We start from the raw sequence: 25,947 nt of genomic DNA on the forward strand, positions 1-25,947 counted from the left end.
CTGGTGCTGGTGCTGGTGCTGGTGGTCGGGCGGGGTTCTTGAGACGCCCGGTGCGGCGTGGGCCTGGGGCGGGCGGGGCTCCGATTGCGGTCCGGAGCCTTCGCTCCGGACTCCCCCATCCTCATCCTCGTTGCCGCCTCCGGCGGCTGCCTTCGGATTCCGTCGGGCGCATCTAAACGCCCCGCCCACCCCAGGCCCACGCCACACCGGGCTTTGCAGTTGAATCTTCTCGGGCGGCGGGGGGATTCGGGTTCTTGAGGTTCTTGCACACAGTTGTGTGGAAGAGAGAGATCTTGCGGGGCCCGCCCCCGGGCGGCCGCGCGGGCAGCCTTCGTGGGCTTACGCGGCGTCTTGCGTCGAGGTGATGACGCTTCGCGTGTGGCGGCTTCTTCTTCAAGGTGTCTGACACCCTGGTGAGATGCCCTTCATACCAAGTTCACCTCCCGAGGGTGTCAGACACCGGCAGCAGCAACTACTGGCACGTTCGTAAGCCTGATTCAGGTGCCCGACACCCAGGCAAGATCGCGACATACCAATTGCATTCAGACGTGCAAGACACCATTGGCAATTACCCTTCGCGCATGGCTGCTGATGGTTCAGATATCAAGCGCCCACACGCCGCGCTCGCCACTAATCGTCAGGTCAACTCCAGTGCCCGATGGGCGGCGCGCGTACTGGTCGGCAAGCTGCCATTGTCCGTGGACGCGCGCCGCCCATCACCGCCCCCCCCCGCGTTGGAGCGCCCACCAGAAAACGACCTTCCGCCAGCGCGCAAGCGCACACCGCACCGACGACCCACGGCTCCGATGCCGATTGCCGCCGCCCGGGCGGCAGCAATTCGGCGGCCCCGCAGATCCCCTTCCCTGCATACAGGTCTTACAGCGCGACATACCAAAGACCCTCGCAGCACGGCGTCGCGGGCACCGTGGGTGCGAGCGCCGTCGATGCGCCCGAGGGAATCTGAAGGGAGCCGAAGGCGGACGAAGATGACAACGGGGCAGTCCGGAGCGAAGGCTCCGGACCGCAATCGTGGGCGATCGTGCCCACGGTGACCGCGGCGTCGGGCGACCTACGAAGATCGTGCCCCCGCGAAGATCCTGCCGCCTACGAAGTACCGACCACCTAAGAAAACCGCACCCCAGCCAAAGACAGCAAAGACACACAAAAAAAGGCCCTGCATCAGCAAGGCCTTCCATCCACCCAATCAGCAGCACCCAATCCGCTTCTTCCCCCCGTATCGCGCCTCCTGGCGCTCCCGGAAGAAATCCTCGTAGCTCATTGGCTCCTGCTCAGGATGCGTGCGCCGCATATGCTCGACATACGTCTCGTAATCCGGCACGCCGACCATCAGCCGGAGCGTTTGCCCCAGGTAGCGGCCGGCGGCGCCGGCCGCGGAAGTCATGTTGCTGAACAGCATGCGGCTTCTCTGGGTTGCGGTCAGTCGGCGCCGGCGGCTGCGGGCAGCGTCTCGTACGGCGTTTCGCGGGACGTCGGCTTGTTTTCGTTGCGGGCGCGCTGCACCGACTTCAAGCCGAACACCACGATGCTCACCACCACGAAGATGAAGATCGCGCACAGGCCTGCGTTGATGTAGTCGTTCATCACCACGCGCGACATCTCGCCCAGCGACTTCGCCGGCGCCAGCACCTTGCCTTCGGCAATCGCGGCGTTGTACTTGTCGGCGTGGGCCAGGAAGCTTACGCGCGGGTCCGAGTGGAACAGCTTTTGCAGACCGGCGGTCAGCGTGCATGCCAGCAGCCAGAGCGTGGGCAGCACCGTGACCCAGGCGTAGCGGTCGCGCTTCATCTTGAACAGGACGACCGTGCCCAGCGTCAGCGCAATCGCGGCCAGCATCTGGTTGGCGATGCCGAAGAGCGGCCACAGGGTGTTGATGCCGCCCAGCGGATCAACCACGCCCTGATACAGGAAGTAGCCCCACGCCGCCACGCACAGGCCGGTGGCGATCAGGTTGGCGGGCAGCGAATCCGTGCGCTTGAGCGACGGGGCGAACGTGCCCAGCAGATCCTGCAGCATGAAGCGGCCTGCACGGGTGCCGGCGTCCACGGCGGTCAGGATGAAGAGCGCCTCGAACAGGATGGCGAAGTGGTACCAGAACGCCATCATGCCCGGGCCGCCCAGCGCCTGATGCAGGATGTGGGCCATGCCCACGGCCAGCGTCGGCGCGCCGCCGGCGCGCGAGATGATCGTGCTTTCGCCCACGTCCTTGGCCGTCTGCACCAGCTCGGCCGGCGTGATCACGAAGCCCCAGCTCGACACCACCTGGGCGACCTGGTCCGGCGTCGTGCCGATGACGGCTGCCGGGCTGTTCATGGCGTAGTAGATGCCGGGCTCGATCACGCAAGCCGCCACCAGCGCCATGATGGCCACGAAGGATTCCATCAGCATGCCGCCGTAACCGATGTAGCGGGCCTGGGTTTCGTTTTCGATCAGCTTGGGCGTGGTGCCCGAGGAGATCAAGGCGTGAAAACCGGACACCGCGCCGCAGGCGATGGTGATGAAAAGGAACGGGAACAGGTTGCCCGACCACACCGGACCGGTGCCATCGATGAACTGGGTCAGCGCGGGCATCTTCAGTTCGGGGGCCACGACCACGATGCCGATCGCCAGACCCACGATGGTGCCGATCTTCAGGAAGGTCGACAGGTAGTCACGAGGCGCCAGCAGCAGCCACACGGGCAGCACCGAGGCGATGAAGCCGTAGACGATCAGGATCCAGGTCAGGCCCTTGCCGTCAAAGTCGAACATCGGGCCGATGACCGGATGCGCGGCCACGTCTTGACCGAACGTGATGGCCGCCATCAGGCCCAGGAAGCCGATGATGGACACCTCGCCGATCTTGCCCGGGCGGATGTAGCGCAGGTAGACACCCATGAAGAGCGCGATGGGGATCGTCGCGGCCACCGTGAAGGTGCCCCACGGCGAATGCGTCAGCGCCTTCACGACGATCAGCGCCAGCACGGCCAGGATGATGACCATGATCATGAACGCGCCGAACAGCGCGATCACGCCGGGGATCTTGCCCAGTTCCGACTTGACCAGGTCGCCCAGCGAGCGGCCGTCGCGGCGGGTGGAGATGAAGAGGATCGTGAAGTCCTGCACGGCGCCGGCGAACACGACGCCGGCCAGGATCCACAGCATGCCGGGCAGATAGCCCATTTGCGCAGCCAGCACCGGTCCGACCAGGGGACCCGCGCCGGCGATGGCGGCAAAGTGGTGGCCGAACAGCACGTGCTTGTTGGTGGGCACGTAGTCCAGGCCGTCGTTGTACTTCCAGGCCGGCGTCATGCGCGTGGGGTCAAGCTGGAAGACCTTGCGTGCGATGAAGCGGCTGTAGTAACGGTAGGCGATGAGATAGACGCAGACGGCGGCGATCACCACCCATAGCGCGTTGATGGTCTCCCCTCTGGCCAGCGCCACGGTGCCCAGCGCAAACGCGCCCAGTACCGCAACCGCCAGCCAGACCAGGTGCTGACCCAGTCCCTTACTGCTGGTGTGCATAAGTGCTCCTCTTGCCTCCCGCCATGCTCTTGGCGTGAAACGCTTTTTTCGTCCCGCGGAAGGCAGACTCATTGTTGTGGGGTGGCGGACGCACGCGTCCACGCTTGCGTCGGGTCGACGCGGGCGCCAGTATTGCCGCCCGCCCACGGCGCCAACAAGCGCGGAACTACGCAAGCGGGCTACGTGTTACTACGCCATGCGCCGCAGCAAAATTCCGTGGAAATCGTAAAATCCCCCGAACTTTCCGCGTTCCTGCCTCGGCGCCCCGTCGGTTGATGCGTCGCAGCAAAGCCGTCCCGGGCTGATACAAATCCTTATGAAGCTGCGTCTCAAAATTTTGCTGCTTGCGGCAGTCCCGCTGCTGGTGGCCGTCGCCGCCATCACGGTCGCCGTGTACGTGCAGGGACTGCAACTGGCGCAGCGCGAAAAGCAGGTGGTTGAAACCGCCTGGCTTGCCAGCAAGGAAGGCGAACTGCGCCACTACGTGAACCTGGCCTACAGCGCCATCGCGCCCCTGCAGGCCGCGGGCGACGACGAGGCCACGCGCCAGCGCGCGCTTGAACTCCTGTCGCAGATGGAGTTCGGGCACGACGGCTACTTTTTCGTCTACGACCTGAACGGCAGGAACCTGATGCACCCGCGGCAGCCGGAACTGGTCGGGCAAGACCTCTGGAACCTGCGCGACACGCAGGGTCAGCCCGTCATCCAGAACCTGCTGACGGCGGCGCGGCGCGGCGGGCAGCAGGGCGAGGTGGTGCATTACCTCTGGGAGAAGCCGTCCACCAACCAGACCGTCGAAAAGCTTGGCTATGTCGTGGTGCTGGAGCGCTGGGGCTGGATGCTGGGCACCGGCATCTATCTGGACGACGTGCAGCAGGCGCTGGTGCGGATCGACGCCGCGGCGCAGGCCAATATCCGGGACATGTTTGCGTGGGTGGCGGGCATCGCGGCCGTGTCGATCCTGGGGGTGGCGGCCTGCGGCCTGGCGCTCAATATCAGCGACCATCGCCAGTCCGACGCCAAGCTGCGCCTGATGGCCCGCCAGATCGTGCGTTCGCAGGAAGACGAGCGCGCGCGCCTGTCGCGCGAGCTGCACGACGGCATCAGCCAGGTGCTGGTGTCGGTCAAGCTGTCGCTGGAGGCCGCCCGCGAACGGCTGCGGCAGTCGCACCCGGACGATCCTCGCGTGCTTGCGCACATCGACACGCCGCTGGGCGGCGCGCTCGACCGGCTGAACACGGCCGTCGGCGAAGTCCGCCGCATCTCGCACAACCTGCGCCCCACCCTGCTGGACGACATGGGCCTGCCCGCGGCGCTGGAGCACCTGGGCCGGGAATTCGCCATCCGCGCCGAGGATGGCGCGCCGCCGCTGACCGTGGACCTGCATACCGTCGGGCAGCCGGTGAAGCTGCCCGACGCCTACGCGACCGCGCTGTTTCGCGTGACGCAAGAAGCGCTGACCAACGTGATGCGCCACGCGGGCGCGACGCGCGCGGACCTGACGCTGGCGTACTCGGCGCGCGACCTGCGCCTGACCATCAGCGACGACGGCTGCGGCTTTGACGATGCCGCCGTCCAGCAAGACCCCCATCGCGGCATCGGGCTGCGCAACATGCGCGAACGCATGAGCGCGCTGTCCGGCACCCTGACCTTTCATTCCACCGCGCAAGGCACGACCTTGCAGGCCTGGCTTCCCCTGCCGCCCGCCGGCGCCCCGCTTTCGACCCCTCGCCAAGCATGACCAACAAATCGGACGCTATCCGCCTGCTGCTGATCGACGACCATCCCCTGGTGCGAGACGGCCTGCGCCTGCGCCTGGAAACCGTGCCGCAGCTGCGGGTGGTGGGCGAAGCGGGCAACGCCGCCGCCGCCCAGGCGTTCCTGGCCGCCTGCATGGCCGAAGACCCGCAGGGCGGCACCCTGCCCCATCTGGCGCTGATGGACCTGAACATGCCCGGGGTCGGCGGCCTGGAGCTGACGGCGTTCCTGCACGAGCGCTATCCGCAGATTGCGGTGCTGGTGCTGTCCATGCACGACAACCCCGAATACATGGTGCAGGCCGTGAAGGCCGGCGCCCGCGGCTACCTGCTCAAGGACGAACCGGCGCAGGAGATCATCGCCGCCATCGACGCCGTCATGGCCGGCCGCAGCTACTTCAGCGCCGCGGCGGCGGTGCGGCTGTCGCAGGCCAGCGCGCTGGCGACGCTGCTCACACAGCGCGAGCGCGACGTGCTGCGGCACATCGCGGACGGCCATGCCAACAAGCAGATCGCGCAGATGCTGGGATTGTCCGTGCGCACGGTCGAGACGCACCGCCTGAACATCAAGCGCAAGCTGGGCATCGACGGCCAGGCCGAACTCATCAAGTACGCAGTGGAAAACCGGGGCGTCTGAATGCCGCAAATACCCCCACGCGCCGCGGGCAAGCGCGCATTCCGACTTGGCCGCTGAGGTAGACTTGCGACACGAACGCATCCCCGATGCCGCCCTGCATCAACCCACGCATCACCGCGCGCCAGAGGGCGCGCCGCCAGGAGTCCCCATGTCATTGGAAAAGCACTACACCGCCATTCTCGAAGCACTAGGGGAAGATCCGTCCCGCGAGGGGCTGGCCGACACGCCCGCCCGCGCGGCCAAGGCCATGCGTCACCTGTGCCGGGGCTACGACCAGAACCTCGAAGAGATCGTCAACGGCGCCTTGTTCACCTCGGACACGCGCGAGATCGTCCTGGTCAAGAACATCGAGCTGTACTCGCTGTGCGAGCACCACATGCTGCCCTTCATCGGCAAGGCGCACGTCGCCTACCTGCCGGCCGGCAAGGTCCTGGGCCTGTCCAAGGTCGCGCGCATCGTCGAAATGTATGCGCGCCGCCTGCAGATTCAGGAAAACCTCAGCCGCCAGGTCGCTGAAGCCGTGCAAAGCGTCACCGGCGCAGCCGGCGTGGCCGTCGTCATCGAGGCCCAGCACATGTGCATGATGATGCGCGGCGTCGAAAAGCAGAATTCGTCCATGGTCACCTCGGTGATGCTGGGCGAGTTCCATGAAAACCCCTCTACCCGGGCTGAATTCCTGAGCCTGATTCGCTGAACCGGCGATCTCATCCTTTTGGCGCATATCGCGGGCCCGCCCGCTGCGACGACGATGCCCGTTCGGGCATTGCCGGCGCAGCCGGCGGGCCTGGCCGCTTTTGGCTCCTACTGATCCGGACATCTGGCCCTAGCGTTCTGGTCCCATCCGGGCAAACTGGCACCAGCAAGCCGGTCGCGCCGGGGCGCGGCCGTTCTCTCCCGGAGATCTCCATGAACGCGATATACCGCCTGATTCGCCGCTGCACCCTGGCCGGCCTGGCCGCCGCGCTACTGGCTGCGCCCGCCTACGCGCAGACCAAACTCGTGGTGGGCTATCAGCTCATCGTCGGGCCTTTCCTGTCCTCGATCGCGGACGGCAGTTTCGACAAGGCCCTCAAAGAGGCCGGCTACCAGGTGGACTGGCGCCAGTTCACCTCGGGCGGCGACATCTCGACCGCGCTGGCCTCGGGCAACGTGCCGGTGGGCGTGCTGGGTTCCACGGGCATCACCTCGGCCGCCACGCGCGGCGTGGACATGCAGCTTTTCTGGATCCTGGACAACATCGGCAAATCCGAAGCGCTGGTGGCGCGCAACGGTTCCGGCATCAACAGCACGGCGGACCTGAAAGGCAAGCGTATCGCCACGCCGTTCGTGTCGACGTCGCACTTTCACCTGCTGGTCGGGCTTGAGCAGGTCTGGAAGGTGCCGCCCCGGGATGTGCGCATCCTGAACATGCAGCCGCCGCAGATCGTGGCCGCCTGGCAGCGTGGCGACATCGACGCCGCCTACGTGTGGCCGCCCGCCCTGACCGAGATCGTCAAGACCGGCAAGATCATCGCCGACTCCGAACAGATCGGCGCGGCCAGCGTGCCGACGTTCGACGGCATCGTCGTGGACAAGGCCTGGGCGCAGAAGAATCCGAAGTTCATGGCTGCCTTTACCGGCGTGCTGGCCAAGTCGTATGCCGACTACCGCGCCAACAGCGCCAAGTGGACGGCCGACTCGCCGCAGGTCAAGGGCATCGTCAAGCTCATCGGCGGCAAGCCGGAAGACATCGTCGAGGCGCTGGGCCTGCTGGTGTTCCCGACCGTTGAAGAGCAGGCGTCCAAGACCTGGCTCGGCGGCGGCAAGGACTCGGGCGCGGCGCGCGCCTTCGCGGCCAGCGCCAAGTTCCTGAAGGACCAGAAGCAGATCGACAAGGCGCTGGACGACTACAGCCCGTTCGTCACCGACCAGTACGCGAAGGCGGCGGCCAAGTAATCACCCCGCCCGGCACGGCGCCACCCCGGCGCCGGCCGCCGCGACAGGGCGGACCCGGCAGCCGCCGGCCCCGCCACAACGACCAGGGGGAGCAGCATGACCATGCAGCAGTCCACATCCGCCGCGCAGCGCCTGTGCGCCGAAGGCGTCAGCGTCACCTACCCCGGCCTGCACGACAGCGGCCCGGTGATCGCGCTGCACGACGTCAACCTGACGATCCAGCCGGGCGAATTCGTCGTCGCGCTCGGCGCGTCGGGCTGCGGCAAGACCACCTTGCTCAGCCTCTTGGCGGGATTTCTGTCGCCGACCGAGGGCGAGATCACGCTGGGCGGCAAGCCCATCGTCGGCCCGGGCGCGGACCGCGGCGTGGTGTTCCAGAAGCACGCGCTGCTGCCGTGGCTGAACGTGCTGGAAAACACCGAGTTCGGCCTGAAGCTGCAAGGCGTGGACAAGGAGACCCGCCGCGCCCGCGCCCGCCGCAACCTGGAACTGGTGGGCCTGCAGGATTTTCACCGCCACATGATCTACCAGCTGTCGGGCGGCATGCAGCAGCGCGTGGGCATTGCGCGCGCGCTGACCTGCGACCCCGCCATGCTGCTGATGGACGAGCCCATGGCAGCGCTGGACGCGCTGACCCGGGAAACCATCCAGGAACTGCTGCTGGACATCTGGCGGCAGACCAACAAGATGTTTTTCTTCATCACCCACAGCGTGGAAGAAGCGCTCTTTTGGGATCGCGGCTGATCGTCATGTCGCCGCGCCCGGGCCGGATCACGCACACGTTCGAGCCGGCGTTCAACCGGCGCTACCTGGAGACCCGCGATGGCCGTGGCATCAAATCCAGTCCCGACTTCATCGCCATGCGCGAACAAGTCCTCGGCATCATCTACGGGGACGAGCGCGCCGCCGCCCCGCACGCCCTCCATGCCTAAGCGGCGCACCGGCCACACGCCCGCCGCGCCGGGCAAGGTCTACGGGGCGCCGGGCGCAGGTTATAGCGGGCACATCAGTCTCCTGACCAGCCTGGCGCTGCTCGCGCTGTGGTTTCTGGTGACCAGCGCCGGCTGGGTGCGGCCGCTGTTCCTGCCCTCGCCCATTGCCGTGTACGACAAGTTCGTCTTCGCCATGACCGAGGGCGTGGCCAACTCCACGCTGACCGAGCATGCGCTCGCCAGCCTGGGCCGCGTGTTCGGCGCGTTCTTCCTGGCCTGCGTGACCGCGATCCCGGTCGGCATCCTGATGGGCGTGAACCGGTACGCGCGCGGCGTCTTCGACCCGCCCATCGAGTTCTACCGGCCGCTGCCGCCACTGGCCTACCTGCCGCTCATCATCATCTGGTTCGGCATCGGCGAGTTTCCGAAGATCCTCTTGATCTACCTGGCGATCTTCGCGCCCATGGCGATCGCCGCGCGCGCGGGCGTGCGCTCGGTGTCCATCGAACAGATCCACGCGGCCTACGCCATGGGCGGGACCAGCCGCCAGATCGTCTGGCACGTGATCCTGAAGGCGGCGATGCCCGAGATCTTCACGGGCATGCGCATCGGCATCGGCGTGGGCTGGACGACGCTGGTGGCCGCCGAAATGGTGGCGGCCGACCGGGGCCTGGGCTTCATGGTGCTGAACGCCGCGCAGTTCCTGGCCAGCGACACGGTCATCATGGGCATCATCGTGATCGGCCTTTTTGCCTTCGCGTTCGACCTGCTGGTGCGCTACCTTGAACGCTTCGCCATCCCGTGGAAGGGACGCATCTGACAGGGCAATCCCGCATTCCTTCCCCCATCCGGCTCCTTTATTCTGAGACTCGGACCCACCGGGCGCCGCAGCGCCGCGCCCGGCCGTGCCGAGAGTCAAAAGGAGCCAGCCATGTCCAGCCAGGCCTCGATGCTCAAGCCTGTGTTGTGGGAACGCCTGTTCGAAAAGGCCAGCGCGCCCAACCTCAGCCTGCAGGGGCGCGTGCGCCAGATGCTGGTGTCGGCGATCCTCAGCGGGCACCTGCCGCCCGGCATGCCCGTGCCGTCCAGCCGCTACCTGGCCGACCAGTTGCGCATCGCGCGCAACACCGTCGTGTTTGCGTACCAGCAGTTGGTGTGCGAAGGCTATCTGGTCTCGCGCGAACGCAGCGGCCATTTCGTCAGCGATACCGTCATGGAGGGCCACTCCGGCCCCGCCGCCGACGCCTCGCCCGCGGCACCCGCCCATGCCGGCGGCGTGCGCTGGGACGAGCGCCTGCGCTTTCGCCCCACGCGGCAACGCAACATCACCAAGCCGCGCGACTGGCAGAAGCAGCCCTACCCTTTTGTGTACGGCCAGTTCGACCAGGACCTTTTTCCCACCGCCGAATGGCGCGAGTGCTGCATCAAGGCGCTGTCGGTGCTGGACATCCGCAGTTGGGCGCCGGACCTCATCACGCACGACGACCCGGCGCTCATCGAACAGATCCGCACGCAGGTGCTGCCGCGCCGCGGCGTGTGGGCGGACGCCGAAGAGATCGTCATCACCGTCGGCGCGCAGCATGCCCTTTACTTGCTTGCCGACCTGCTGGTGAACGAAGACACGGTGGTCGGCATGGAAGACCCGGGCTATCCGGACGCGCGCAATATCTTTGCCAGCCACACCCGCCACCTGCTGCCGCTGCCCGTGGACGAACAGGGTCTGCGCACCGGCACGCAGTTGCTGGGATGCGACTACCTGTTCGTCACGCCCGGCCATCAGTGCCCCACCACCGTCACGCTGTCGATGGAGCGTCGCGCCGGCCTTCTGGCGCTGGCGCGGCAGGCCGACAGCCTCATCATCGAAGACGACTTCGAAAGCGAAAGCCGCTGGGGCGAAGGCGCGATCCCCGCGTTAAAGAGCCTGGACCGCGACGGGCGCGTGATCTATGTGGGAAGCCTTGCCAAGTCGTTCGCGCCGGGGCTGCGCATCGGCTACATCGTCGCGCCGCGCGAGCTGGCGGCCGAATTGCGCGCGCTGCGCCGCCTGATGCTGCGCCACCCGTCGGCGTATATCCAGCGCGCGTTCTCGCTGTTCATCTCGCTGGGGCACCACCATTCGCTGCTGCGGCGCCAGTCGCAGGCCTATCAAAAGCGCGGCGCCGAACTGGCCCAGGCGCTGGCGCGCCACCTGCCGGACTTCACGGCCATCCCCATCACGGGATCATCGTCCTGCTGGCTGCAAGGCCCGCCGTGGCTCAATGCCGTGGCGCTGTCCGAAGCCGCGCTGGCCGAAGGCGTGGTGGTCGAGCCGGGCGACGTGTTTTTCATGGACGGCGCGAACGCGCCCCGCAACTTCCTGCGCGTGGGGTTCACATCGATCCGCCCCGAGCACATCGAGCCGGGCATCGCCCGGCTGGCCAAGGTGGTCGACGCACAGCGCCGCGCGGCGCAGGACCTTGTGCTTGACGGTGTCTGACGCCTTCGCACAGTCAGAGCAGTTCGTCGCGCAGGTAGTACCACCGGTACAACAACCCCTGCCCGATCCGGCGGAATGGCGCGAACAGGTGGCCTGGCAACGGCGTGTCGTAGATCGGCAGGTTCCACGCAATGCCGTCCTTGCCCATCATGCGTTGCGCCAGCCGCCTGCCGGCGTGGGCCGAGAAGGCCACGCCGTTGCCGCCGTAGCCGAAGGCGTAATACACCTGCTGCGCGGGATCGGGCTGCGTCACGCGCGGCATCATGTCGTGGCTGACGTCCACCCAGCCCCACCATGAATAGGCCACGTCCACGCCGCGCAGCGCGGGGAACTTGCGCGCCAGGCCTTCGCGCAGCAGCGCCAGGTGCCGGGGGTTCTCGGCATCCGCGCCGCGCAGCGCGCTGCGGCTGCCGATCTGCATGCGGCCGTCGGGCAGCAGGCGGTAGTAAAAGCGCAGCGTGCGCGTGTCGGTGATGAACACCGTGCTCTTCAGTCCCGCCGCCTCGCGTTCGGCCAGCGAGAGCTCGCGCGTGACCATGGAGTTGGACAGCACCGGCATGATGCGATTGTCCAGCAGCCGGTTCACGCCCTGCGCGGTGTAGCCGCCAGTGGCGAACGCCACGCGGCGGGCGCGCACCGTGCCGCCGGGGGTCTGCAGCCGGTACACGCCGTTTTCCACGTGCCAGCCCAGCACGGGGCTGGACGGATGAATGCGCACGCCCAGCGCCCGCGCCTGCCGCAGATAGCCGTACGCCAGCTTGAGCGGATGCACGCCGACGCCATCCGGCTCGTGCATGGCGCCCACGGCCTCGCGGTCGTCGACGTATCGTTCGCGCAGTTCCGCGCTGCTTAGCATCCTGGTGTCGTAGCCGAACACGTCGCGCATCACGCGCGCTTCGTTTTGCAGGAAGGCCATTTTCTTCTGGCGATGCGCCGTGTACAGGTGGCCGCCGGGTTGCGCATCGCAATCGACCTGCGCCACCAGGCTCTTCCAGTACTCGAATCCTTCGCGGATCTCGGCATCCAGGCGCTTGGCGGTGTCCAGTCCCCAGCGTTCGATCCACTGCGAGCGGTACAGGCGTCCGGACGCGTTCTGGCCCTGTCCGCCATTGCGGCTGGTGCAGCCCCAGACCGCGCGGTTGGCTTCCAGCACGACCGCCTTCACGCCGAAGTCGCGCGCCAGCGCCAGCGCGGCCGACAACCCGGTGAAGCCCGAACCGACGATCACCACGTCGGCGTCCACGTCGCCGTTGATCGGCCCATCGTCCTCGGGCGGCGCGCCGGCCGTCGCCACCCAGTAGGTCGGCGCGTAGTCCTGGCCCTGGCCAGGTGGCGACACCAGCGGATCGTAGGCCGGGTTGTAGGCGTTGAGGGCGGCGCCGGACGCGGGCGCCGGGCGGGGAACGCCGACCGACATTTGCGTATCCATGACGGAATCTAGGCCTTTGCCGGCAAGGCCGGACGCTGCTTGCGAAAGGCGTTCTTCACCTGGATCTTGCCGTCCTTGAAGGTGAACACGTCGACCATGTCGGCCTGCACCCGCGAGCCGTCCGCCGCCGTGCCGCAAAACGTCGACTCGGACACGCCGCGGTCGCCGGCCACCCAGTGCCGTCCGTTTTCCCATTGCGCGTCCGGAAAGTTCTTCCAGGCCGCGGCAAAGGCCGCGCGCACCGCCTCCGGACCCGCGTGACGGCTGCCGTATTGCTCCGGGCCGCCCACGGTCTCGAACACGCAGTCTTCGCTCATGAACGACATCAAGGCGTCGATATCGTGCCGGTTCCAGGCGGCCGCAAACTCGGCCAGCATTTCCACGGTGACGGACTTTTGCATTGCCTACCCTCCTTCTCTGGCGCGGCGCGAGATGCGTCCACGCTGAACCCTCAAGGTACGTGCGGGCCATGCACGGGGGTAGGACCAGACCCGGGGAATCGCTTGCACCAGAACTAGCGCAGCGGCTCGGCCCACGACGGTTCCGGTGCGCCGTCGGCGCCAGGCAGCGCCGCCCCGTCCAGCCGCGCCGCGATCGCCGGCATGTCCGTGACGCCGCGCATGCCGATCACCACCAGCGACGGCTCGCGCTGCCCTGCCGGCAGGGGCGCCTGCGTGTCAAAGCGCACGCGCCGTCCCGCAAACTGCACCAGCACCCAGCCATGCCGGCCGGTGCACACCCACCCCTTGGCCCGCAGCACGTGGCGCGGCAGCTGCTTCAGGCGCTCGCCCAGCATGTCGGCATCGACAAGCGCAGGTGCGCGCCACAGCCAGCTGTGGAACGGATGGTCGGGATCAAGCGGCGCATCGCGCCGGCCGTTGTGTCCGGTGTCGACGGCGCCGCCGTGGCCGCAGTCAGCGGCGGCGGTCTGCCCACCGCCGTGTCCGCAGGCGTGGGCCTCGTCATCCGCGTGCCTGGCCGCCAACGCGCCATCCCCGCCGCCAAGCAGCCGCAGGTCCAACTTTCCCTCGCGCGTCTGGACCACAGGCGCCCCGCCGCTCACCTCGCGCAGCCAGTCATGCACGGCCGCCAGGTCAGCTGGCGTGGCCAGATCCGTTTTGTTCAGCACCAGCAGATCGGCCGCGCGCAGCTGCCGCAGCACCGTGTCGGCCAGCAGCGGATCGGCCGCCACGTCGCGGATCGCGCCCGCATCGCCCAGCACCACCACGGCTTCAAGCTGCAACAGCGGGTCGGCCATGCCGACCTGCGCAATGCGTCCCGGATCGGACACGCCGCTCGCCTCGATGACGATCCACTCGGGCAACGGATCCAGCGCCAGCACGCGCGCCAGCGCATCGTCCAGTCCGCCTGCCATCGAGCAGCAGACGCAGCCATTGGACAGCCGGATGACGTTGTCGGCGCGCCCTGCGACAAGGCTGGCGTCGATGTCGACCGGACCGAAGTCGTTGACCAGCACCGCCGCGCGGCGCGGGCTGGCGGTCAGCACATGATTGAGCAAGGTGGTCTTGCCCGCGCCCAGGAAGCCGCCGACCACCGTCAACGGAATGCGCGCCATGTCACGCCTCCAGCGGCAGCGGACGCCCGCCGATGACCGTGCCCAGCACCTTCAGGTCCTTCAGCGACTGCGGCGCGGCGGCGGACGGGTCGTCGGCCAGCACGCAGAAGTCCGCGTATTTGCCAACTTCGATCGAACCGACCAGATGATCCATGTGCAAGGTATACGCCGCGCCCAGCGTGATGGCATGCAGCGCAGCGTCGACGCCGATGCGCTCGGACTCGCCCAGCACGCGGCCCGAGGCCGTCTGCCGGTTCACGGCGCACCAGGCCGTAAAGAGCGGGCCGAGCGGCGTGATGGGCGCGTCGGAATGGATGGCGTAGGGCACGCCCGCCCGAGCCGCCGACGCGCAAGCGTCCATGCGGTTGGCGCGGTCAGGGCCCATCGTCAGCGCATAATGGGCGTCGCCCCAGTAGTAGATGTGGTTGGCAAAGAGGTTCACGCACATGCCCAGGCTGGCCATCTGCCGGAACTGGGCCGCGTCGGCCATCTGGCAGTGCTGCAGCGTGTGGCGGTGGTCGCGCCGCGGCGTGCGCCGAAGCGCGCGGTCAACGGCCTCGATGGCCAGCTGCGTGGCTTCGTCGCCATTGGTGTGGATGTGCAGTTGCGCGCCGGCGTCGTGGTAGGTCTGCACCATCGCATCCAGCTCCGACGGCGCGATGACCCAGATGCCGTTGGGCGCGCCGTTGTAATAGCCGGGCCAGCGCACCCGCGCCGTAAAGCCCTGAATGGATCCGTCCACCACCAGCTTCACCATGCCCAGATGCAGCTTGGCGTGATTCAGGCGGCGGGCGGCCGCCAGCTTTTCCAGGCAGCCAGCCGCGTTGCCGGCGTAGGTCAGCGCCGACGCCGCGGGCACGATGCGCACGGGATAGCCGGATTCCGCCGTCACCCGCGCCAGCGTCGCCAATCCTTCGTCGTTCAGCTCGTTGACCAGGTCCGTCGCGGTGGTCACCCCCGCCCACTGCGCCACCTTGCCGAACATCCGCAGCCCTTCCTCGGTCAGCCCCACCGTGCGGAACGGGCTGCCAATCAGCCGCATGACGGGAAACATGGCCGCAAACTCGCAGAGTTCGCCGCTGGGCCGCCCGTCCGCCAGCCGGGTCACGCCTTCGATGTCGGTATCGCGGTCGATACCGGCGCGCGCCAGCATGGGCGAATTGACGTTCATGAGGTGCATGCTGGCGTGCATCACGACCACGGGGCGCTCGGCCGACACCGCGTCCAGGTCATGGATGCTCATGCGGTCGCCGCCAAAGAAGATGGGATCGAAACCCCAGCCGATCAGCGTCTCGCCCTGTGCGAGCGACCGCTCGGCATCGCGCAGCCGGGCCGCCACGTCCGCAAAGCTCTTCAGGCCCGGCCACAGCTTGCCGTCGGGGCCGCGCCGGTCATAAAAGCCCACGTAGACGAACTTCCACATGCCGCCCTCGGGCAGATGGCAATGGCCTTCGACCAGGCCCGGCATCAGCACGCTGTCTGCGTACCGGTCGTCGACCTGCGCCGGCCCCCAGCCGGCCAGATCCTCCCGCGTTCCCACGCCCAGAATGCGGCCATCGCGCACGGCCACGTGGGTCGCGCGCGGCTGCGCGGGGTTCATGGTGAGGATGGTTCGCGCGACGTAGAGGGTCGTGGCGCCGGAAGGCTGGTTCATCGGGGTTCCTTGTCAGTCGGGAAATATCGGCACGCGCGCATCAGCCCTGCAACGGCGACACCGTCACGCCGCCGCGCGTCTCGACGAAATGGCAGGCCACGTGATGCGCCGGGGCAACCTCGCGCAAGGCGGGTTCCCGGGTCGAGCACAGCGCCTGCGCGGCTGGACAGCGGCCCGCGAAACGGCAGCCGGGCGGCGGGTTGACCGGGCTGGGCGGATCGCCGGACAGCTTGACCCGCCGCGCCGCCGTCTCGCGCCCGCCCTTCACGGTAGGCACGGCGGACATCAGCGCCACGCTGTACGGATGCAGCGGCCGCGAGAAAAACGCGCGCCGCGAGGCCCGTTCGATGATCTTGCCCAGATACATGACGGCGATGTCATCGCACACGTGCTCCACCACCGCCATGTCGTGCGAGATGAAGAGAAACGATTGCCCCTGCTCGCGCTGGATCCGGCGCAGCAGGTTCAGGATCTGCGCGCGGATGGCGATATCCAGCGCGGACACGGGCTCATCGCAGACGATCAGGTCCGGCGCGCTGGCCAGCGCCCGCGCGATGTTCAGCCGCTGGCGCTGCCCGCCGGAGAACTGGTGCGGAAACAGCTGGCGCTGTTCGGGCCGCAGGCCCACCAGTTCGAACATCAACGCCACGCGCGCCTCGCGCCCGCCCGGCGGCTCGATGCCCATCAGGTCCAGCGGCGTGCGCACGATGTCCTCGGCACGCTGGCGCGGGTTGAGCGACGAGTACGGATCCTGGAACACCAGCTGCAACCGCCGCCGCATGCGCCGCAGCGCCGCGCCGCGCATCGCGGTCAGGTCATTGCCATCGAAATGGATGCTGCCGCCGGTGGGGTCCGCCAGGCGCAGCACCGACAGCGCCGTGGTGGTCTTGCCCGAACCGGACTCGCCCACGATGGCAAGCGTGCGGCCGCGCTCAAGCTCGAACGACACGCCGTCCACCGCCCGCACGACCACCGGCTTGCCATCGCGCCCGCGCCCGCCCACCGGGAAATGCACCGACAGGTCTCGCACGGACAGCAGGGACGACGCGTGCGACTGGCTCATTGCGATGCCTCCGGATATAGCCAACAGGACACCCCCTGGCCGCCGTCCAGCAGCGTCATGGGCGGAAACTCGCGGCTGCACCGCGCCATCGCGTGCTTGCAGCGGTCAACGAAGGGGCAGCCGGCGCCGCGCTCCCAGACCGAGGGCACCACGCCAGGAATTTCAGGCAGATCGGGCCGGTCGTCGCCGGGCTCGCGATCCAGTTCCGGCAGGCAGGCGATCAGCCCCTGCGTGTACGGATGGCGGGGCCGGGCCAGGATCTGGCCGACGCTGCCCTGCTCCACCACGCGCCCGCCATACATCACCACCACGCGGTCCGCCATCTCGGACACCGCGCCCATGTCGTGCGTAATCAGCAGCACGGCGGTGCCGCGGCGCGCCTGCTGCTCGCGCAACAGGTCGAAGATCTGCGCCTGCACCGTCACGTCCAGCGCGGTCGTGGGCTCGTCGGCGATGAGCACGTCCGGGTCGCAGGCCAGCGCAATGGCGATCATGACCCGCTGCCGCATGCCGCCGGACAGCTGGTGCGGATAGTCGTCCACGCGGCGCTCGGGCAGCGGGATGCCCACCGACTTGAGCATCTCGATGGCGCGCTCGCGCGCCTGGCGCTTGGAAAGCCCCTGGTGCTGGCGCAACGGCTCGCCGATCTGGTCGCCCACGGTGTAGACCGGATTGAGCGCGGTCATGGGCTCCTGGAAGATCATCGAGATGTTGTTGCCGCGCACCCGGCGCATGGCCTCGTCGTCGTGCATGGCAAGGTCCGCGCCGCGCAGGCGCACGTGCCCCGCGCCGATGCGGGCCAGCGGCGGGATGAGGCGCATGATCGCCAGCGCCGTCATGCTCTTGCCGCAGCCGGACTCGCCGACCAGGCACAGCGTTTCGCCGGGACGCAGGTCAAAGCTCACGTCGCTCAGCACTTCGGCCGCGCGGCCGCGCGTGCGGAATTCCAGGCTCAGGCCGTCCACTTGCAGCACGGGGGTCAGGTCGGCCGCGTTCATGCCCGGCCCCGCGACGTCGGATTGAGCGCATCGTTCAGGCCATCGCCGATCAGGCTGACGGCCAGCACGGTCAGGAAGATGGCAGCGCCCGGCAAGGTCACCGCCCACCACGCGGTCAGGATGTAGGGCCGGTTGCTGCCGATCATCAGGCCCCAGCTCATCACGTTGGGATCGCCCAGGCCCAGGAACGACAGCCCCGCCTCGAACAGGATCGCCGTGCCGATGGCCAGCGTGGCCGACACGATCAGCGGCGCCAGCGCATTGGGCAGGATGACGCGCCAGATGATGCGCGCGTCGCCCGCGCCGATCACCCGCTCGGCCAGCACGTATTCGCGGCGCTTTAACCGCAGGAACTCGCCGCGGGCCAGCCGCGCGGTTCCCGTCCAGCTGACCACCCCGATCGCGACCGCGATGGTGGCCAGCGACGGGCTGAAGAGGGTCACCAGCACCATCGCAAAGAGCAAGGTGGGCAGCACCTGGAAGAATTCCGTGATGCGCATGAGGGTTTCGTCGACCCAGCCGCCGTAATAGCCCGCCAGCGCGCCCACGGTGATGCCGATCGCCATGGACAGCACCGCCGCCACCACGCCCACCAGCAGGGTTGCGCGGCCGCCGTAGATCATGCCGGTCAGCACGTCGCGGCCCAGGTAGTCGGACCCCAGCAGCAGTTCGCCACCAGGCGGTTCCATCGGCGCGGCGGCGATCTCGAAGGGATCGGCCTGCATCATCATCGGACCGAAGATCGTGACCGCCAGGATCGCCGCCAGCAGCAGCACGCCGGCCAGCGCGCTGGGGTTGCGCGCGAACACGCGCAGCGCCTCGTACGACGGCCGGGGCGGCGGTTTGGGACGAGCGTCGGCGCGGGCCTGCCCGGGCAGCGCGATGGGTGCGGGTCTCATGATGTCTTGATCCGGGGATCGATCAGGCGGTACGCCAGATCGGTAAGCTGGTTCATCACCACGACCAGCAACGAGGCAAAGAGCAGGATGCCCAGCAGCGTCGGATAATCACGGCGCAGCACGGAATCGAAGGCCAGGCGTCCCAGTCCCGGCCAGTTGAAGACAGTCTCCACAAGAATCGCCCCGGCCAGCACGTTGCCGAACTGCAGCCCCAGCATGGTCACCACCGGCAGAACGCCGTTGCGCAGCGCGTGCTTGTACAGCACCGTGTTCTCCGGCAGGCCTTTGGCGCGCGCGGTGCGGATGTAGTCGGCCGACAGCGCGTCCATGACGCTGGCGCGCGCCAGCCGGCTGTATTGCGCCAGGTACACGAAGGCGAGCGTGAACGCGGGCAGCACCAGGTGGTGCAGCACGTCCAGCACACCCGCCCAGCCGTCCTCAGGGCCGCCCGCCGACCGCATGTCCGACACCGGAAAGATCGGCAGCACCGAGGCGAACAGGATGATGAGGATGATGCCCGTCCAGAACACCGGCGCCGAATAGCCCACGACCGACAGCAGCGTGATTCCCTGCGACAGCAGGCCGTTGGGCTTTCTGGCGGCCAGCGTGCCCAGCAGCGTGCCCGTCAGGAACGCCACGGTCACCGACGTCACCACCAGCAGCAACGTGGCCGGCACGCGGTCCCAGATCAATTGGGCGACCGGCACGTTGAAGAAGTAGGAATACCCCAGGTCGCCGCGCACGACCTGGCCCAGATAGATGCCCAGCTGCGCGAGGAACGGTTTGTCCAGCCCGTACTGCGCGCGCAGCTGGGCGCGCAGGTCTTCGCTGATGCCGCCCATGGACCCCGCGATGGTCTCCACGGGGTCGCCTGGCGAAATGTGGATGAGCAGGAAGTTCAGCGTCACCACGGCCAGCAGCAGGATCGCGGCGTAGGCCAGGCGGCGCGAGAGATATCGCAGCATGACGGCTCCCGCTACTGCACGGAGGTTTCATCCAGCGGCGACAGAAGTCCCCATATGCCGGACGGCAGGCCCTGCACCTTCTTGGACGAGAGCGTGTGGTACGGAATGACGGTCAGGAAGTCGATCGGCACGTCCTCGGTGACCAGGCGCTGGAACTCCGCATACAGCGCGCGGCGCTTGTCCGCGTCGGTCTCGGTGCCCGCCTGCTCCAGCAGCGCATCGACCTTCGGATTCTTGTAGGACTGCGTGTTGGTCCAGATGATGTCGCGGATGTTGGACGACATGTACGTGCGGTGCACGCCGATGACCGGATCGCCCCAGTTGAAGACGATGTCGGTGGTCATGTCGAAGTCCTTGCCGGCGATGCGCTTGGCCCACGTCGGAAAGTCCGGCGACGCGCGCACCTGCACGTTGATGCCCACCTTCTTCAACTGGCTGCGCAGGTACTCGGCGACGTTCTTGCCCTGCACGTCGCTGCCCGGCATGTAGTCCACCGTGAGCGTCATGCGCTCGCCCTTGCCATCCTTCTTGAACCCGGCCTCGTCCAGCAGCTGTTCGGCGCGCTTGAGGTCCAGCGGATACTTCTTCACGTCGTCGCTGGCAAAGGGGCTGGTGCCCACGATCGGGCCATGCGCCGGCGCGGCAAAGCCCGCATTCAGCGCCTTCGTGATGAAGCCTTTGTCCGTCGCGTAGGCGATGGCCTGGCGCACCCGCACGTCGTCCAGCGGCTTGCGCGCCGTGTTGAACGCCAGCCAGCTGAGCGCGCCGATGCCTTCATAGCCCTTGCTCGTCATGACGATGGACGGATTGTCCTTGGCGCGCCGCAGGATGGTCGGCTCGGTCATGAACGGCAGCGCGCCGATGTCGCCGCGCTCCAGCCCGATCAGCAGATTGGTGGCGTCGGGGTTGATCTTGACCACCACGCGGTCCAGCAGCGGCTTGCCCTTCAAGAAGAACTTGTCGAACCGTTCCAGGACGATCTCCTGTCCCGGCTTGAATTCCTTGAAGATGAACGGGCCCGAGCCCACGACGTTCGCGGAGTTGCGCGGATGCGTTTTCAGGTCCTGGCCGTCGCCGTAGATGTGCTTGGGCAGCACCGGCATCAGCGCCGGCGACAGCGCCAGCAGGATTGCCGGATGCGGCTTGCTCATGCGCAGCACGGCGGTGCGCGCGTCGGGCGTGTCCACGCTTTCGACGGGCGCGAACATCGTCTGGAAGGGATGGTTCTGCTTGACCGCCATGATCGAGAACGCCACGTCCTCGGACGTCACCGGTTTGCCGTCATGAAAGACCGCGTCGCCGCGCAGGTGCAGGGTCAGCGACTTGCCGTCCGGCGCCAGTTCCCACGACTCAGCCAGGTAGGGTTGCGGCTTCCAGTCGGCGTCGTAGCGCAGCGGGCTGGCAAAGAGCTGTGCGCTGGGCAGCGCGGTGGCCGTTCCCGACTGGACCGCGCCGTTCAGGTGCCGCGGCACCTGCGTGGATCCGATGACCAGCGTGCCGCCGGCCTTGGGCGCGTCAGCCGCTCTAGCGCCCCCCGCCATTGCAAACACCGACAGAATCGTGGCCAGGCCTAGTCTTGCGCTGCGCATGTGCTACCCCTTTGATGTTGTGGCATGAACCATTCATGGATGGCTTGCGGTCTAGCGTAGTCATCCCCCGGATGCACGCTTAGTACCAAACCGCCAGACTTGGTGGTGCCAGGCTTGCCCGCGGTCACCGGCCGATGGCGTGCGCGTGCAGCGCCGCGACGGCGCAACTGTTCACGCGCGCTTCCATGGAATCGGACCGGCTCGTCAACAGCACCGGCACCCGCGTGCCCAGCACCAGGCCCGCCGCGCCGGCGCCCGCCAGCCACGTGAGCTCCTTGTAGAGCATGTTGCCGGCCTCGATGTCTGGCACCAGCAGGATGTCGGCGTCGCCCGCCACGCGCGACACGATGCCTTTCTGGTCGGCCGCTTCGCGCGAGATGGCGTTGTCGAAGGCCAGCGGCCCATCGATGTCGCCGCCCCGGATCTGCTGGCGGTCCGCCATCTTGGACAGCGCGGCCGCATCCAGCGTGGCCGGCATCGCCGGGTTGACCGATTCGGTGGCGCACAGCACCGCAACCTTGGGCCGTTCCACGCCGAGGGCGCGCGCCAGATCAATGGCGTTCTGCGCGATGTCCGCCTTTTCCTGCAAGGTGGGCGCGATGTTGACCGCCGCGTCGGTCAGGATCAGCAGCTTCGGGTAGGCCGCCACCGCCATCACGAACGCGTGGCTGATGCGCCGGCCCGTGCGCAGGCCCGATTCGCGCGTCACCACCGCCGACATGAAGTGATCGGTGTGCAGGCTGCCCTTCATCAGCATGCGGACCGCGCCGTCACGCGCCAGCGCCGCGGCCGCGCGTGCGGCCGCAAGCTCATCGTCTGGCGTGTCGACGATTTCCATGGAACCCGCGCGTATGCCTTCCTGCGCCATCAGCGTGGCCATGCGGTCCGCGGGCCCGACCAGCACGGGCTCGATGTAGCCTGCCTCGCTCGCCTCTACGGCGGCGCGCAGGCTGACGGGGCACAGCGGATACGCCACCGCGGTGCGCAGCCGCCCCGCCGCCAGCGCCGCAACGCGCAGCGGCTCGAACAAACGGTCGAATGCCATGTCTTCGCTCCTGCCGCGGCCGCGCGTGCGGCGGCCGGGTGATTGACCGGCGCGGGGCCAGGGCGTGACGGCCTGCCCCTGCCCGCGCCGGGCGCGCCGGTCAGCGTCCCGCCGGCTCGATCGACAGCGGCACCTCGCCGGCCTGGAACGGCTGGTTCACGTACTTGCGATACTTGTCCAGGAACCGCACCGGCTGCTTGAGCGCATCCCGGCGGAACGGATCGCCCAGCTCCTGGCTGACCATCATCTCCAGCACGGTGGTCTTGCCTTCAAGCTGCGCCTGGCATGCGGCCTGCAGCGCGGCGCCGACCTGGTCGGCGTGTTCCACGCGGATGCCTTCGGCCCCCATGGCGCGCGCCAATTCCGAGAAGTTGGGATTGCGCAGGTTGCTGCCCACGAAGCGGCGGCCATAGAAGTCGACCTGGTTCTTTTTCTCGGCGCCCCACTGGCCGTTGTGGAACACGACCGCGGTCACCGGGATCTGCTCGCGCACGCAGGTCAGCAATTCCTGGAAGCTCATGCACCAGGCGCCATCGCCCACATACGCCACCGCCGGGCGGTGGGGCCGGCCAAGCTTGGCGCCGATCAGGGCCGGCAGCGCGTAGCCGCAGTTGCCGAAGCTCATGGCCGCCAGCATGGAGTTGGGCTCGTCGAAACGCAGGTAGCTGTTGGACACCGAGCAGATGTTGCCGATATCGGTGGAGACCATCACGTGCTTGGGCATCGCGCGTTCAAGCTCGCGCAGCATGCGGCGCGGGTGCATGCGCCCGCCGCCCTGCTCGATGATGTCCAGGCTCCAGTCGTCGCGCTCGTGCGACCAGCTGTCCAGTTCCTGTTCCCACTCGGTCTTCTGGGCAGAGATCTCGCTGGCGCGCTGATCCTTGGTGCGCACGCAGGCCACGTCGCGCCCCTGCAGCTTGGCCGTCAGCGCGGCGGCGGCCGGCTTGGCGTCGCCGCAGATGCCCACGGACACCGGACGCACCAGGCCCAGCATGCGATGGTCGGCGTCGACCTGGATGATGCGGGCATTCTGCGGCCAGTATTCCAGCCCGTGTTGCGGCAGCGTGCCGAAGGGCCCCAGGCGAGTGCCCAGCGCCAGCACCACGTCCGCCTGCGACAGAAGCTTCATGCCGGCCTTGGCGCCCTGGTAGCCCAGCGGGCCGCACCACAGCGGATGGCTGGCCGGGAACGCGTCGTTGTGCAGGTAGCTGGTTACCACCGGCGCGCCCAAGAGCTCGGCCAGCGCCACGCATTCCGCCTGCCCGTCCGAGAACAACACGCCGCCGCCCGCCACGATGACCGGGAACTTGGCCTCGGCCAGCATGCGCGCCGCGGCTTCCAGGTCCTCTTCGGAGCCCGGCCCGCGCCGGATGCGGCGCGGCTCGGGGATGGCCACGTCGATTTCGCCGTAGAAATAGTCGCGTGGAATGTTCAGCTGCGCGGGGCCGCGTTCGGCCATCGCATTGTCGAACGCCTTGGCCGTGAACTCGGCCATGCGATCCGGGCGGTTCACGTGCGCCTGGTACTTCGTGATGCGCGAGAAGATCGGCAGCTGCTCGGTCTCCTGGAAGCCGCCCAGCCCCATGCCCGACGTGCCGGTCTCGGGCGTGATCGCCACCACCGGGCTGTGCGCCCAATAGGCCGCCGCCACGCCCGTCACGAAGTTGGTGATGCCGGGGCCGTTTTGTGCAATGCACACGCCGTGCCGGCCGGTCACGCGCGAGTAGCCGTCGGCCATGTGCGCCGCGCCCTGTTCGTGCACCGTCGGCACGAAGCGGATGCCGGCCGCGGGAAACAGGTCCAGCGCGTCCATGAAGGCCGAACCGACGATGCCGAAAACATCCTTGACGCCCTGCGCGACCAGCGTTTCGACAAACGCTTCGCTGGGGGTCATGTGTTGCTTGCTGCTCATGGTCTCTCTCCTGGCATGCCGGCGCTCGTCCGATTGCTAGTTGGCCGGTGTGATCCGATACTGCGCCAGAAATCCCTCCCTTCCCACCCCCGGGCGTTCCATTTTCTGCATTTTCTGTGCGACGATGGGCAGCCGATCGCCAATTCTTCAATTATTGAAAGATGAAAGACGAATCCTCCGCCGCCCTGCGCGCGCTGACGCTGCTGGAACAGGTTGCCCGTTCGTCCCAGCCCGTTTCGCTGGCCGAACTGACCGAGGCCACCGGCCTGCCCAAACCGTCCGTCCTGCGCATCCTGTCGCGCCTGGTCGACGCCGGCATGCTGCTGCGCGAACCGGCCGGCAAAAGCTACGTCAGCGGCCCGCGTCTTGGGGCGCTGGCGCGCGACACCTTGCTCAATTCACCGCTACGCGGCGAGCGCCACCGAATCCTGGACAGCCTGGTCGACGAAATCGGCGAGACCTGCAACTGCACCATGCTCGACGGCGACGAGGTCATTTACCTGGATCGGGTGGAAACCGCCTGGCCGCTGCGCGTCAACCTGCAATCGGGCTCGCGCGTGCCGCTGCATTGTTCGGCAAGCGGCAAGCTGTTCCTGGCATACATGCGCCGCGAAACCCGCCAGCGCATGCTGGCGGCGGCCCAGTTGCCGCGCTATACGCCGAACACGCTCTGCGACGCGGCGGCGCTGGAAGAAGAACTGCGGGCCATCAAGAAAGAAGGCGCCAGTTTCGACCGCGAGGAATTCCTGCTGGGCATCGTCTGCATGGCGGTGCCCATCCTGCATGGATCGCGCGCCATTGCGGCGGTGGCGCTGCATGCGCCGGTGGCAAGGTTGTCGATCGACGGCGCGCGGGCGTGGCTGCCGCGCATGCAGGAAGCGGCCCGGGCGTTGGCGGGAACGTACGAAGCGTCCGCCTAGTCCGGACGATTCACGCGTCCGGGTCGTTCCTGGCCGCGCCGGCCTGCGTCCGCTCCTGGCGGCGGTTTCTCGCGCCTTCGATCTTGGCCAGCAGCGGCTGCTTTTTCTGAATGACGATTTCCAGATACCGGTCGCGCGGCAGGACGAGCCGCACCACGGTCGGCAGCGCCTCGTAGGCGCGCTCCAGCACGTCCTTGACCATGGCGTCGTCCTTGAGCTTTTCGGCCGAGACGCTGAGCAAGCCGTCGACCGTCACGCGCTCGATGGTCTGCCAATGCTGGTCCACCAGCGCGCTGCCCTTTTCGGCGGTCGCGCCCGCCAGTTCGCGGCCCTTTTCCGCGGTGGCCCCGGCCAGCTCGCGGCCTTTCATCGCCGTGGCGCCCGCCAGCGCCAGGCCCTTGGCCCGCGCATTCGCGGCGGCATCGCCCAGCTGGGCTTTTGAATTTTCCAGCGCCCCGGCCGTGCGGCTGGTCAGCGCGCGCGCCTTGACGGCCGCGCCTTCGGACAGCGCCTTGAACTTGTCGAACATGATCCACCCTGACGTCAATTGGCGTTGATGATCGGGACAGGCCCGCCCCGCAGCCGGCCAACCCGTCGGTAGATCATACCGGCTCAGGCTTTACACTACGCCCAACTCAGCT

21 protein-coding genes and 1 pseudogene are annotated in these 25,947 nt (G+C 67.8%); 8 read left to right on the forward strand and 14 right to left on the reverse strand.

Going from position 1 to position 25,947, the window contains the following annotated elements:
• Positions 1 to 1,204: 1,204 nt before the first annotated feature.
• The gene (locus FBY20_RS26965; RefSeq protein ID WP_105238611.1) at positions 1,205 to 1,417 is read right to left on the reverse strand and encodes a YbdD/YjiX family protein; all 213 of its coding nucleotides are present in this window, start codon (positions 1,415 to 1,417) and stop codon (positions 1,205 to 1,207) included.
• A gap of 20 nt (positions 1,418 to 1,437) precedes the next feature.
• Positions 1,438 to 3,519, reverse strand: a complete 2,082-nt coding sequence (locus FBY20_RS26970) for a carbon starvation CstA family protein (protein ID WP_056316965.1) — start codon at positions 3,517 to 3,519, stop codon at positions 1,438 to 1,440.
• A gap of 316 nt (positions 3,520 to 3,835) precedes the next feature.
• Here FBY20_RS26970 and FBY20_RS26975 point away from each other — a divergent pair, with 316 nt between their 5' ends.
• The 7 genes and pseudogenes from FBY20_RS26975 to FBY20_RS27005 all read left to right on the forward strand — a co-directional run bounded on the left by FBY20_RS26975 (position 3,836) and on the right by FBY20_RS27005 (position 11,256).
• Positions 3,836 to 5,260: a cache domain-containing protein gene (locus FBY20_RS26975; protein ID WP_056316962.1), complete on the forward strand. Its 1,425-nt coding sequence runs from the start codon at positions 3,836 to 3,838 to the stop codon at positions 5,258 to 5,260.
• The gene (locus tag FBY20_RS26980) at positions 5,257 to 5,913 is read left to right on the forward strand and encodes a response regulator transcription factor (protein ID WP_056316960.1); all 657 of its coding nucleotides are present in this window, start codon (positions 5,257 to 5,259) and stop codon (positions 5,911 to 5,913) included. The genes FBY20_RS26975 and FBY20_RS26980 overlap by 4 nt, the downstream gene beginning before the upstream one ends.
• 148 nt (positions 5,914 to 6,061) lie before the next feature.
• Entirely contained in the window at positions 6,062 to 6,607 is a 546-nt protein-coding gene (folE, locus tag FBY20_RS26985; protein WP_056316955.1) for a GTP cyclohydrolase I FolE, read from the forward strand.
• 212 nt (positions 6,608 to 6,819) lie between these two features.
• Positions 6,820 to 7,848 carry a taurine ABC transporter substrate-binding protein gene (gene tauA / locus FBY20_RS26990; RefSeq protein ID WP_142055629.1) on the forward strand — a complete coding sequence of 343 codons (1,029 nt, stop codon included), beginning with the start codon at positions 6,820 to 6,822 and terminating at the stop codon, positions 7,846 to 7,848.
• Positions 7,849 to 7,944: 96 nt separating this feature from the next.
• Positions 7,945 to 8,780: pseudogene (locus FBY20_RS26995) on the forward strand (taurine ABC transporter ATP-binding protein).
• A complete protein-coding gene (locus FBY20_RS27000; RefSeq protein ID WP_056316945.1) occupies positions 8,773 to 9,600 on the forward strand; it encodes an ABC transporter permease subunit in 828 nt (275 codons plus the stop codon). Before FBY20_RS26995 ends, FBY20_RS27000 begins: the two are co-directional and overlap by 8 nt.
• A gap of 111 nt (positions 9,601 to 9,711) precedes the next feature.
• A complete protein-coding gene (locus FBY20_RS27005) occupies positions 9,712 to 11,256 on the forward strand; it encodes a PLP-dependent aminotransferase family protein (protein ID WP_142055631.1) in 1,545 nt (514 codons plus the stop codon).
• A 13-nt stretch (positions 11,257 to 11,269) separates the two neighbouring features.
• Here FBY20_RS27005 and FBY20_RS27010 read toward each other — a convergent pair whose 3' ends face one another.
• The 11 genes from FBY20_RS27010 to xsc all read right to left on the reverse strand — a co-directional run bounded on the left by FBY20_RS27010 (position 11,270) and on the right by xsc (position 24,386).
• Positions 11,270 to 12,685: an FAD-binding oxidoreductase gene (locus FBY20_RS27010; RefSeq protein ID WP_142055633.1), complete on the reverse strand. Its 1,416-nt coding sequence runs from the start codon at positions 12,683 to 12,685 to the stop codon at positions 11,270 to 11,272.
• Between the two features lie 8 nt (positions 12,686 to 12,693).
• Positions 12,694 to 13,086 carry a nuclear transport factor 2 family protein gene (locus tag FBY20_RS27015; RefSeq protein ID WP_142055635.1) on the reverse strand — a complete coding sequence of 131 codons (393 nt, stop codon included), beginning with the start codon at positions 13,084 to 13,086 and terminating at the stop codon, positions 12,694 to 12,696.
• 113 nt (positions 13,087 to 13,199) lie between these two features.
• A complete protein-coding gene (locus tag FBY20_RS27020) occupies positions 13,200 to 14,261 on the reverse strand; it encodes a GTP-binding protein (RefSeq protein WP_142055637.1) in 1,062 nt (353 codons plus the stop codon).
• A 1-nt stretch (position 14,262) separates the two neighbouring features.
• Positions 14,263 to 15,915 carry an amidohydrolase gene (locus FBY20_RS27025; RefSeq protein ID WP_056316930.1) on the reverse strand — a complete coding sequence of 551 codons (1,653 nt, stop codon included), beginning with the start codon at positions 15,913 to 15,915 and terminating at the stop codon, positions 14,263 to 14,265.
• Positions 15,916 to 15,955: 40 nt separating this feature from the next.
• A complete protein-coding gene (locus FBY20_RS27030; RefSeq protein ID WP_063956113.1) occupies positions 15,956 to 16,978 on the reverse strand; it encodes an ABC transporter ATP-binding protein in 1,023 nt (340 codons plus the stop codon).
• Complete coding sequence (locus tag FBY20_RS27035; protein WP_142055639.1) at positions 16,975 to 17,976, reverse strand: ABC transporter ATP-binding protein; 1,002 nt, start codon at positions 17,974 to 17,976, stop codon at positions 16,975 to 16,977. The genes FBY20_RS27030 and FBY20_RS27035 overlap by 4 nt, the downstream gene beginning before the upstream one ends.
• Complete coding sequence (locus FBY20_RS27040) at positions 17,973 to 18,875, reverse strand: ABC transporter permease (RefSeq protein ID WP_062841338.1); 903 nt, start codon at positions 18,873 to 18,875, stop codon at positions 17,973 to 17,975. Before FBY20_RS27040 ends, FBY20_RS27035 begins: the two co-directional genes overlap by 4 nt.
• Entirely contained in the window at positions 18,872 to 19,840 is a 969-nt protein-coding gene (locus tag FBY20_RS27045; protein WP_056316920.1) for an ABC transporter permease, read from the reverse strand. The genes FBY20_RS27040 and FBY20_RS27045 overlap by 4 nt, the downstream gene beginning before the upstream one ends.
• Positions 19,841 to 19,851: 11 nt before the next feature.
• Complete coding sequence (locus tag FBY20_RS27050; protein ID WP_142055641.1) at positions 19,852 to 21,429, reverse strand: ABC transporter substrate-binding protein; 1,578 nt, start codon at positions 21,427 to 21,429, stop codon at positions 19,852 to 19,854.
• 124 nt (positions 21,430 to 21,553) lie between these two features.
• Positions 21,554 to 22,474 carry a bifunctional enoyl-CoA hydratase/phosphate acetyltransferase gene (locus FBY20_RS27055; protein ID WP_056316916.1) on the reverse strand — a complete coding sequence of 307 codons (921 nt, stop codon included), beginning with the start codon at positions 22,472 to 22,474 and terminating at the stop codon, positions 21,554 to 21,556.
• A gap of 100 nt (positions 22,475 to 22,574) precedes the next feature.
• On the reverse strand, positions 22,575 to 24,386 hold the full coding sequence (gene xsc, locus FBY20_RS27060) for a sulfoacetaldehyde acetyltransferase (RefSeq protein ID WP_142055643.1): 1,812 nt from the start codon (positions 24,384 to 24,386) through the stop codon (positions 22,575 to 22,577).
• 161 nt (positions 24,387 to 24,547) lie between these two features.
• Between xsc and FBY20_RS27065 the strand changes: the two genes are divergently transcribed.
• On the forward strand, positions 24,548 to 25,306 hold the full coding sequence (locus FBY20_RS27065) for an IclR family transcriptional regulator (protein ID WP_142055645.1): 759 nt from the start codon (positions 24,548 to 24,550) through the stop codon (positions 25,304 to 25,306).
• Between the two features lie 10 nt (positions 25,307 to 25,316).
• Here FBY20_RS27065 and FBY20_RS27070 read toward each other — a convergent pair whose 3' ends face one another.
• Positions 25,317 to 25,835 carry a hypothetical protein gene (locus tag FBY20_RS27070; RefSeq protein ID WP_142055647.1) on the reverse strand — a complete coding sequence of 173 codons (519 nt, stop codon included), beginning with the start codon at positions 25,833 to 25,835 and terminating at the stop codon, positions 25,317 to 25,319.
• Positions 25,836 to 25,947 lie beyond the last annotated feature (112 nt).

Source organism: Achromobacter sp. SLBN-14 (genome assembly GCF_006715415.1).
GTDB lineage: Bacteria > Pseudomonadota > Gammaproteobacteria > Burkholderiales > Burkholderiaceae_B > Achromobacter > Achromobacter mucicolens.

Coding starts and splice junctions, on each gene's coding strand:
- FBY20_RS26980 (WP_056316960.1), top strand. CDS start 5,257: ATGACCAACAAATCGGACGCTATCCGCCTGCTGCTGATCGACGACCAT.
- FBY20_RS27045 (WP_056316920.1), bottom strand. CDS start 19,840: ATGCTGCGATATCTCTCGCGCCGCCTGGCCTACGCCGCGATCCTGCTG.
- FBY20_RS26965 (WP_105238611.1), bottom strand. CDS start 1,417: ATGCTGTTCAGCAACATGACTTCCGCGGCCGGCGCCGCCGGCCGCTAC.
- FBY20_RS27020 (WP_142055637.1), bottom strand. CDS start 14,261: ATGGCGCGCATTCCGTTGACGGTGGTCGGCGGCTTCCTGGGCGCGGGC.
- FBY20_RS27065 (WP_142055645.1), top strand. CDS start 24,548: ATGAAAGACGAATCCTCCGCCGCCCTGCGCGCGCTGACGCTGCTGGAA.
- FBY20_RS27015 (WP_142055635.1), bottom strand. CDS start 13,086: ATGCAAAAGTCCGTCACCGTGGAAATGCTGGCCGAGTTTGCGGCCGCC.
- FBY20_RS27005 (WP_142055631.1), top strand. CDS start 9,712: ATGTCCAGCCAGGCCTCGATGCTCAAGCCTGTGTTGTGGGAACGCCTG.
- FBY20_RS26970 (WP_056316965.1), bottom strand. CDS start 3,519: ATGCACACCAGCAGTAAGGGACTGGGTCAGCACCTGGTCTGGCTGGCG.
- FBY20_RS27025 (WP_056316930.1), bottom strand. CDS start 15,915: ATGAACCAGCCTTCCGGCGCCACGACCCTCTACGTCGCGCGAACCATC.
- FBY20_RS27035 (WP_142055639.1), bottom strand. CDS start 17,976: ATGAACGCGGCCGACCTGACCCCCGTGCTGCAAGTGGACGGCCTGAGC.
- FBY20_RS27010 (WP_142055633.1), bottom strand. CDS start 12,685: ATGGATACGCAAATGTCGGTCGGCGTTCCCCGCCCGGCGCCCGCGTCC.
- FBY20_RS27050 (WP_142055641.1), bottom strand. CDS start 21,429: ATGCGCAGCGCAAGACTAGGCCTGGCCACGATTCTGTCGGTGTTTGCA.
- tauA (WP_142055629.1), top strand. CDS start 6,820: ATGAACGCGATATACCGCCTGATTCGCCGCTGCACCCTGGCCGGCCTG.
- xsc (WP_142055643.1), bottom strand. CDS start 24,386: ATGAGCAGCAAGCAACACATGACCCCCAGCGAAGCGTTTGTCGAAACG.
- FBY20_RS26975 (WP_056316962.1), top strand. CDS start 3,836: ATGAAGCTGCGTCTCAAAATTTTGCTGCTTGCGGCAGTCCCGCTGCTG.
- FBY20_RS27000 (WP_056316945.1), top strand. CDS start 8,773: ATGCCTAAGCGGCGCACCGGCCACACGCCCGCCGCGCCGGGCAAGGTC.
- FBY20_RS27070 (WP_142055647.1), bottom strand. CDS start 25,835: ATGTTCGACAAGTTCAAGGCGCTGTCCGAAGGCGCGGCCGTCAAGGCG.
- FBY20_RS27055 (WP_056316916.1), bottom strand. CDS start 22,474: ATGGCATTCGACCGTTTGTTCGAGCCGCTGCGCGTTGCGGCGCTGGCG.
- FBY20_RS27040 (WP_062841338.1), bottom strand. CDS start 18,875: ATGAGACCCGCACCCATCGCGCTGCCCGGGCAGGCCCGCGCCGACGCT.
- folE (WP_056316955.1), top strand. CDS start 6,062: ATGTCATTGGAAAAGCACTACACCGCCATTCTCGAAGCACTAGGGGAA.
- FBY20_RS27030 (WP_063956113.1), bottom strand. CDS start 16,978: ATGAGCCAGTCGCACGCGTCGTCCCTGCTGTCCGTGCGAGACCTGTCG.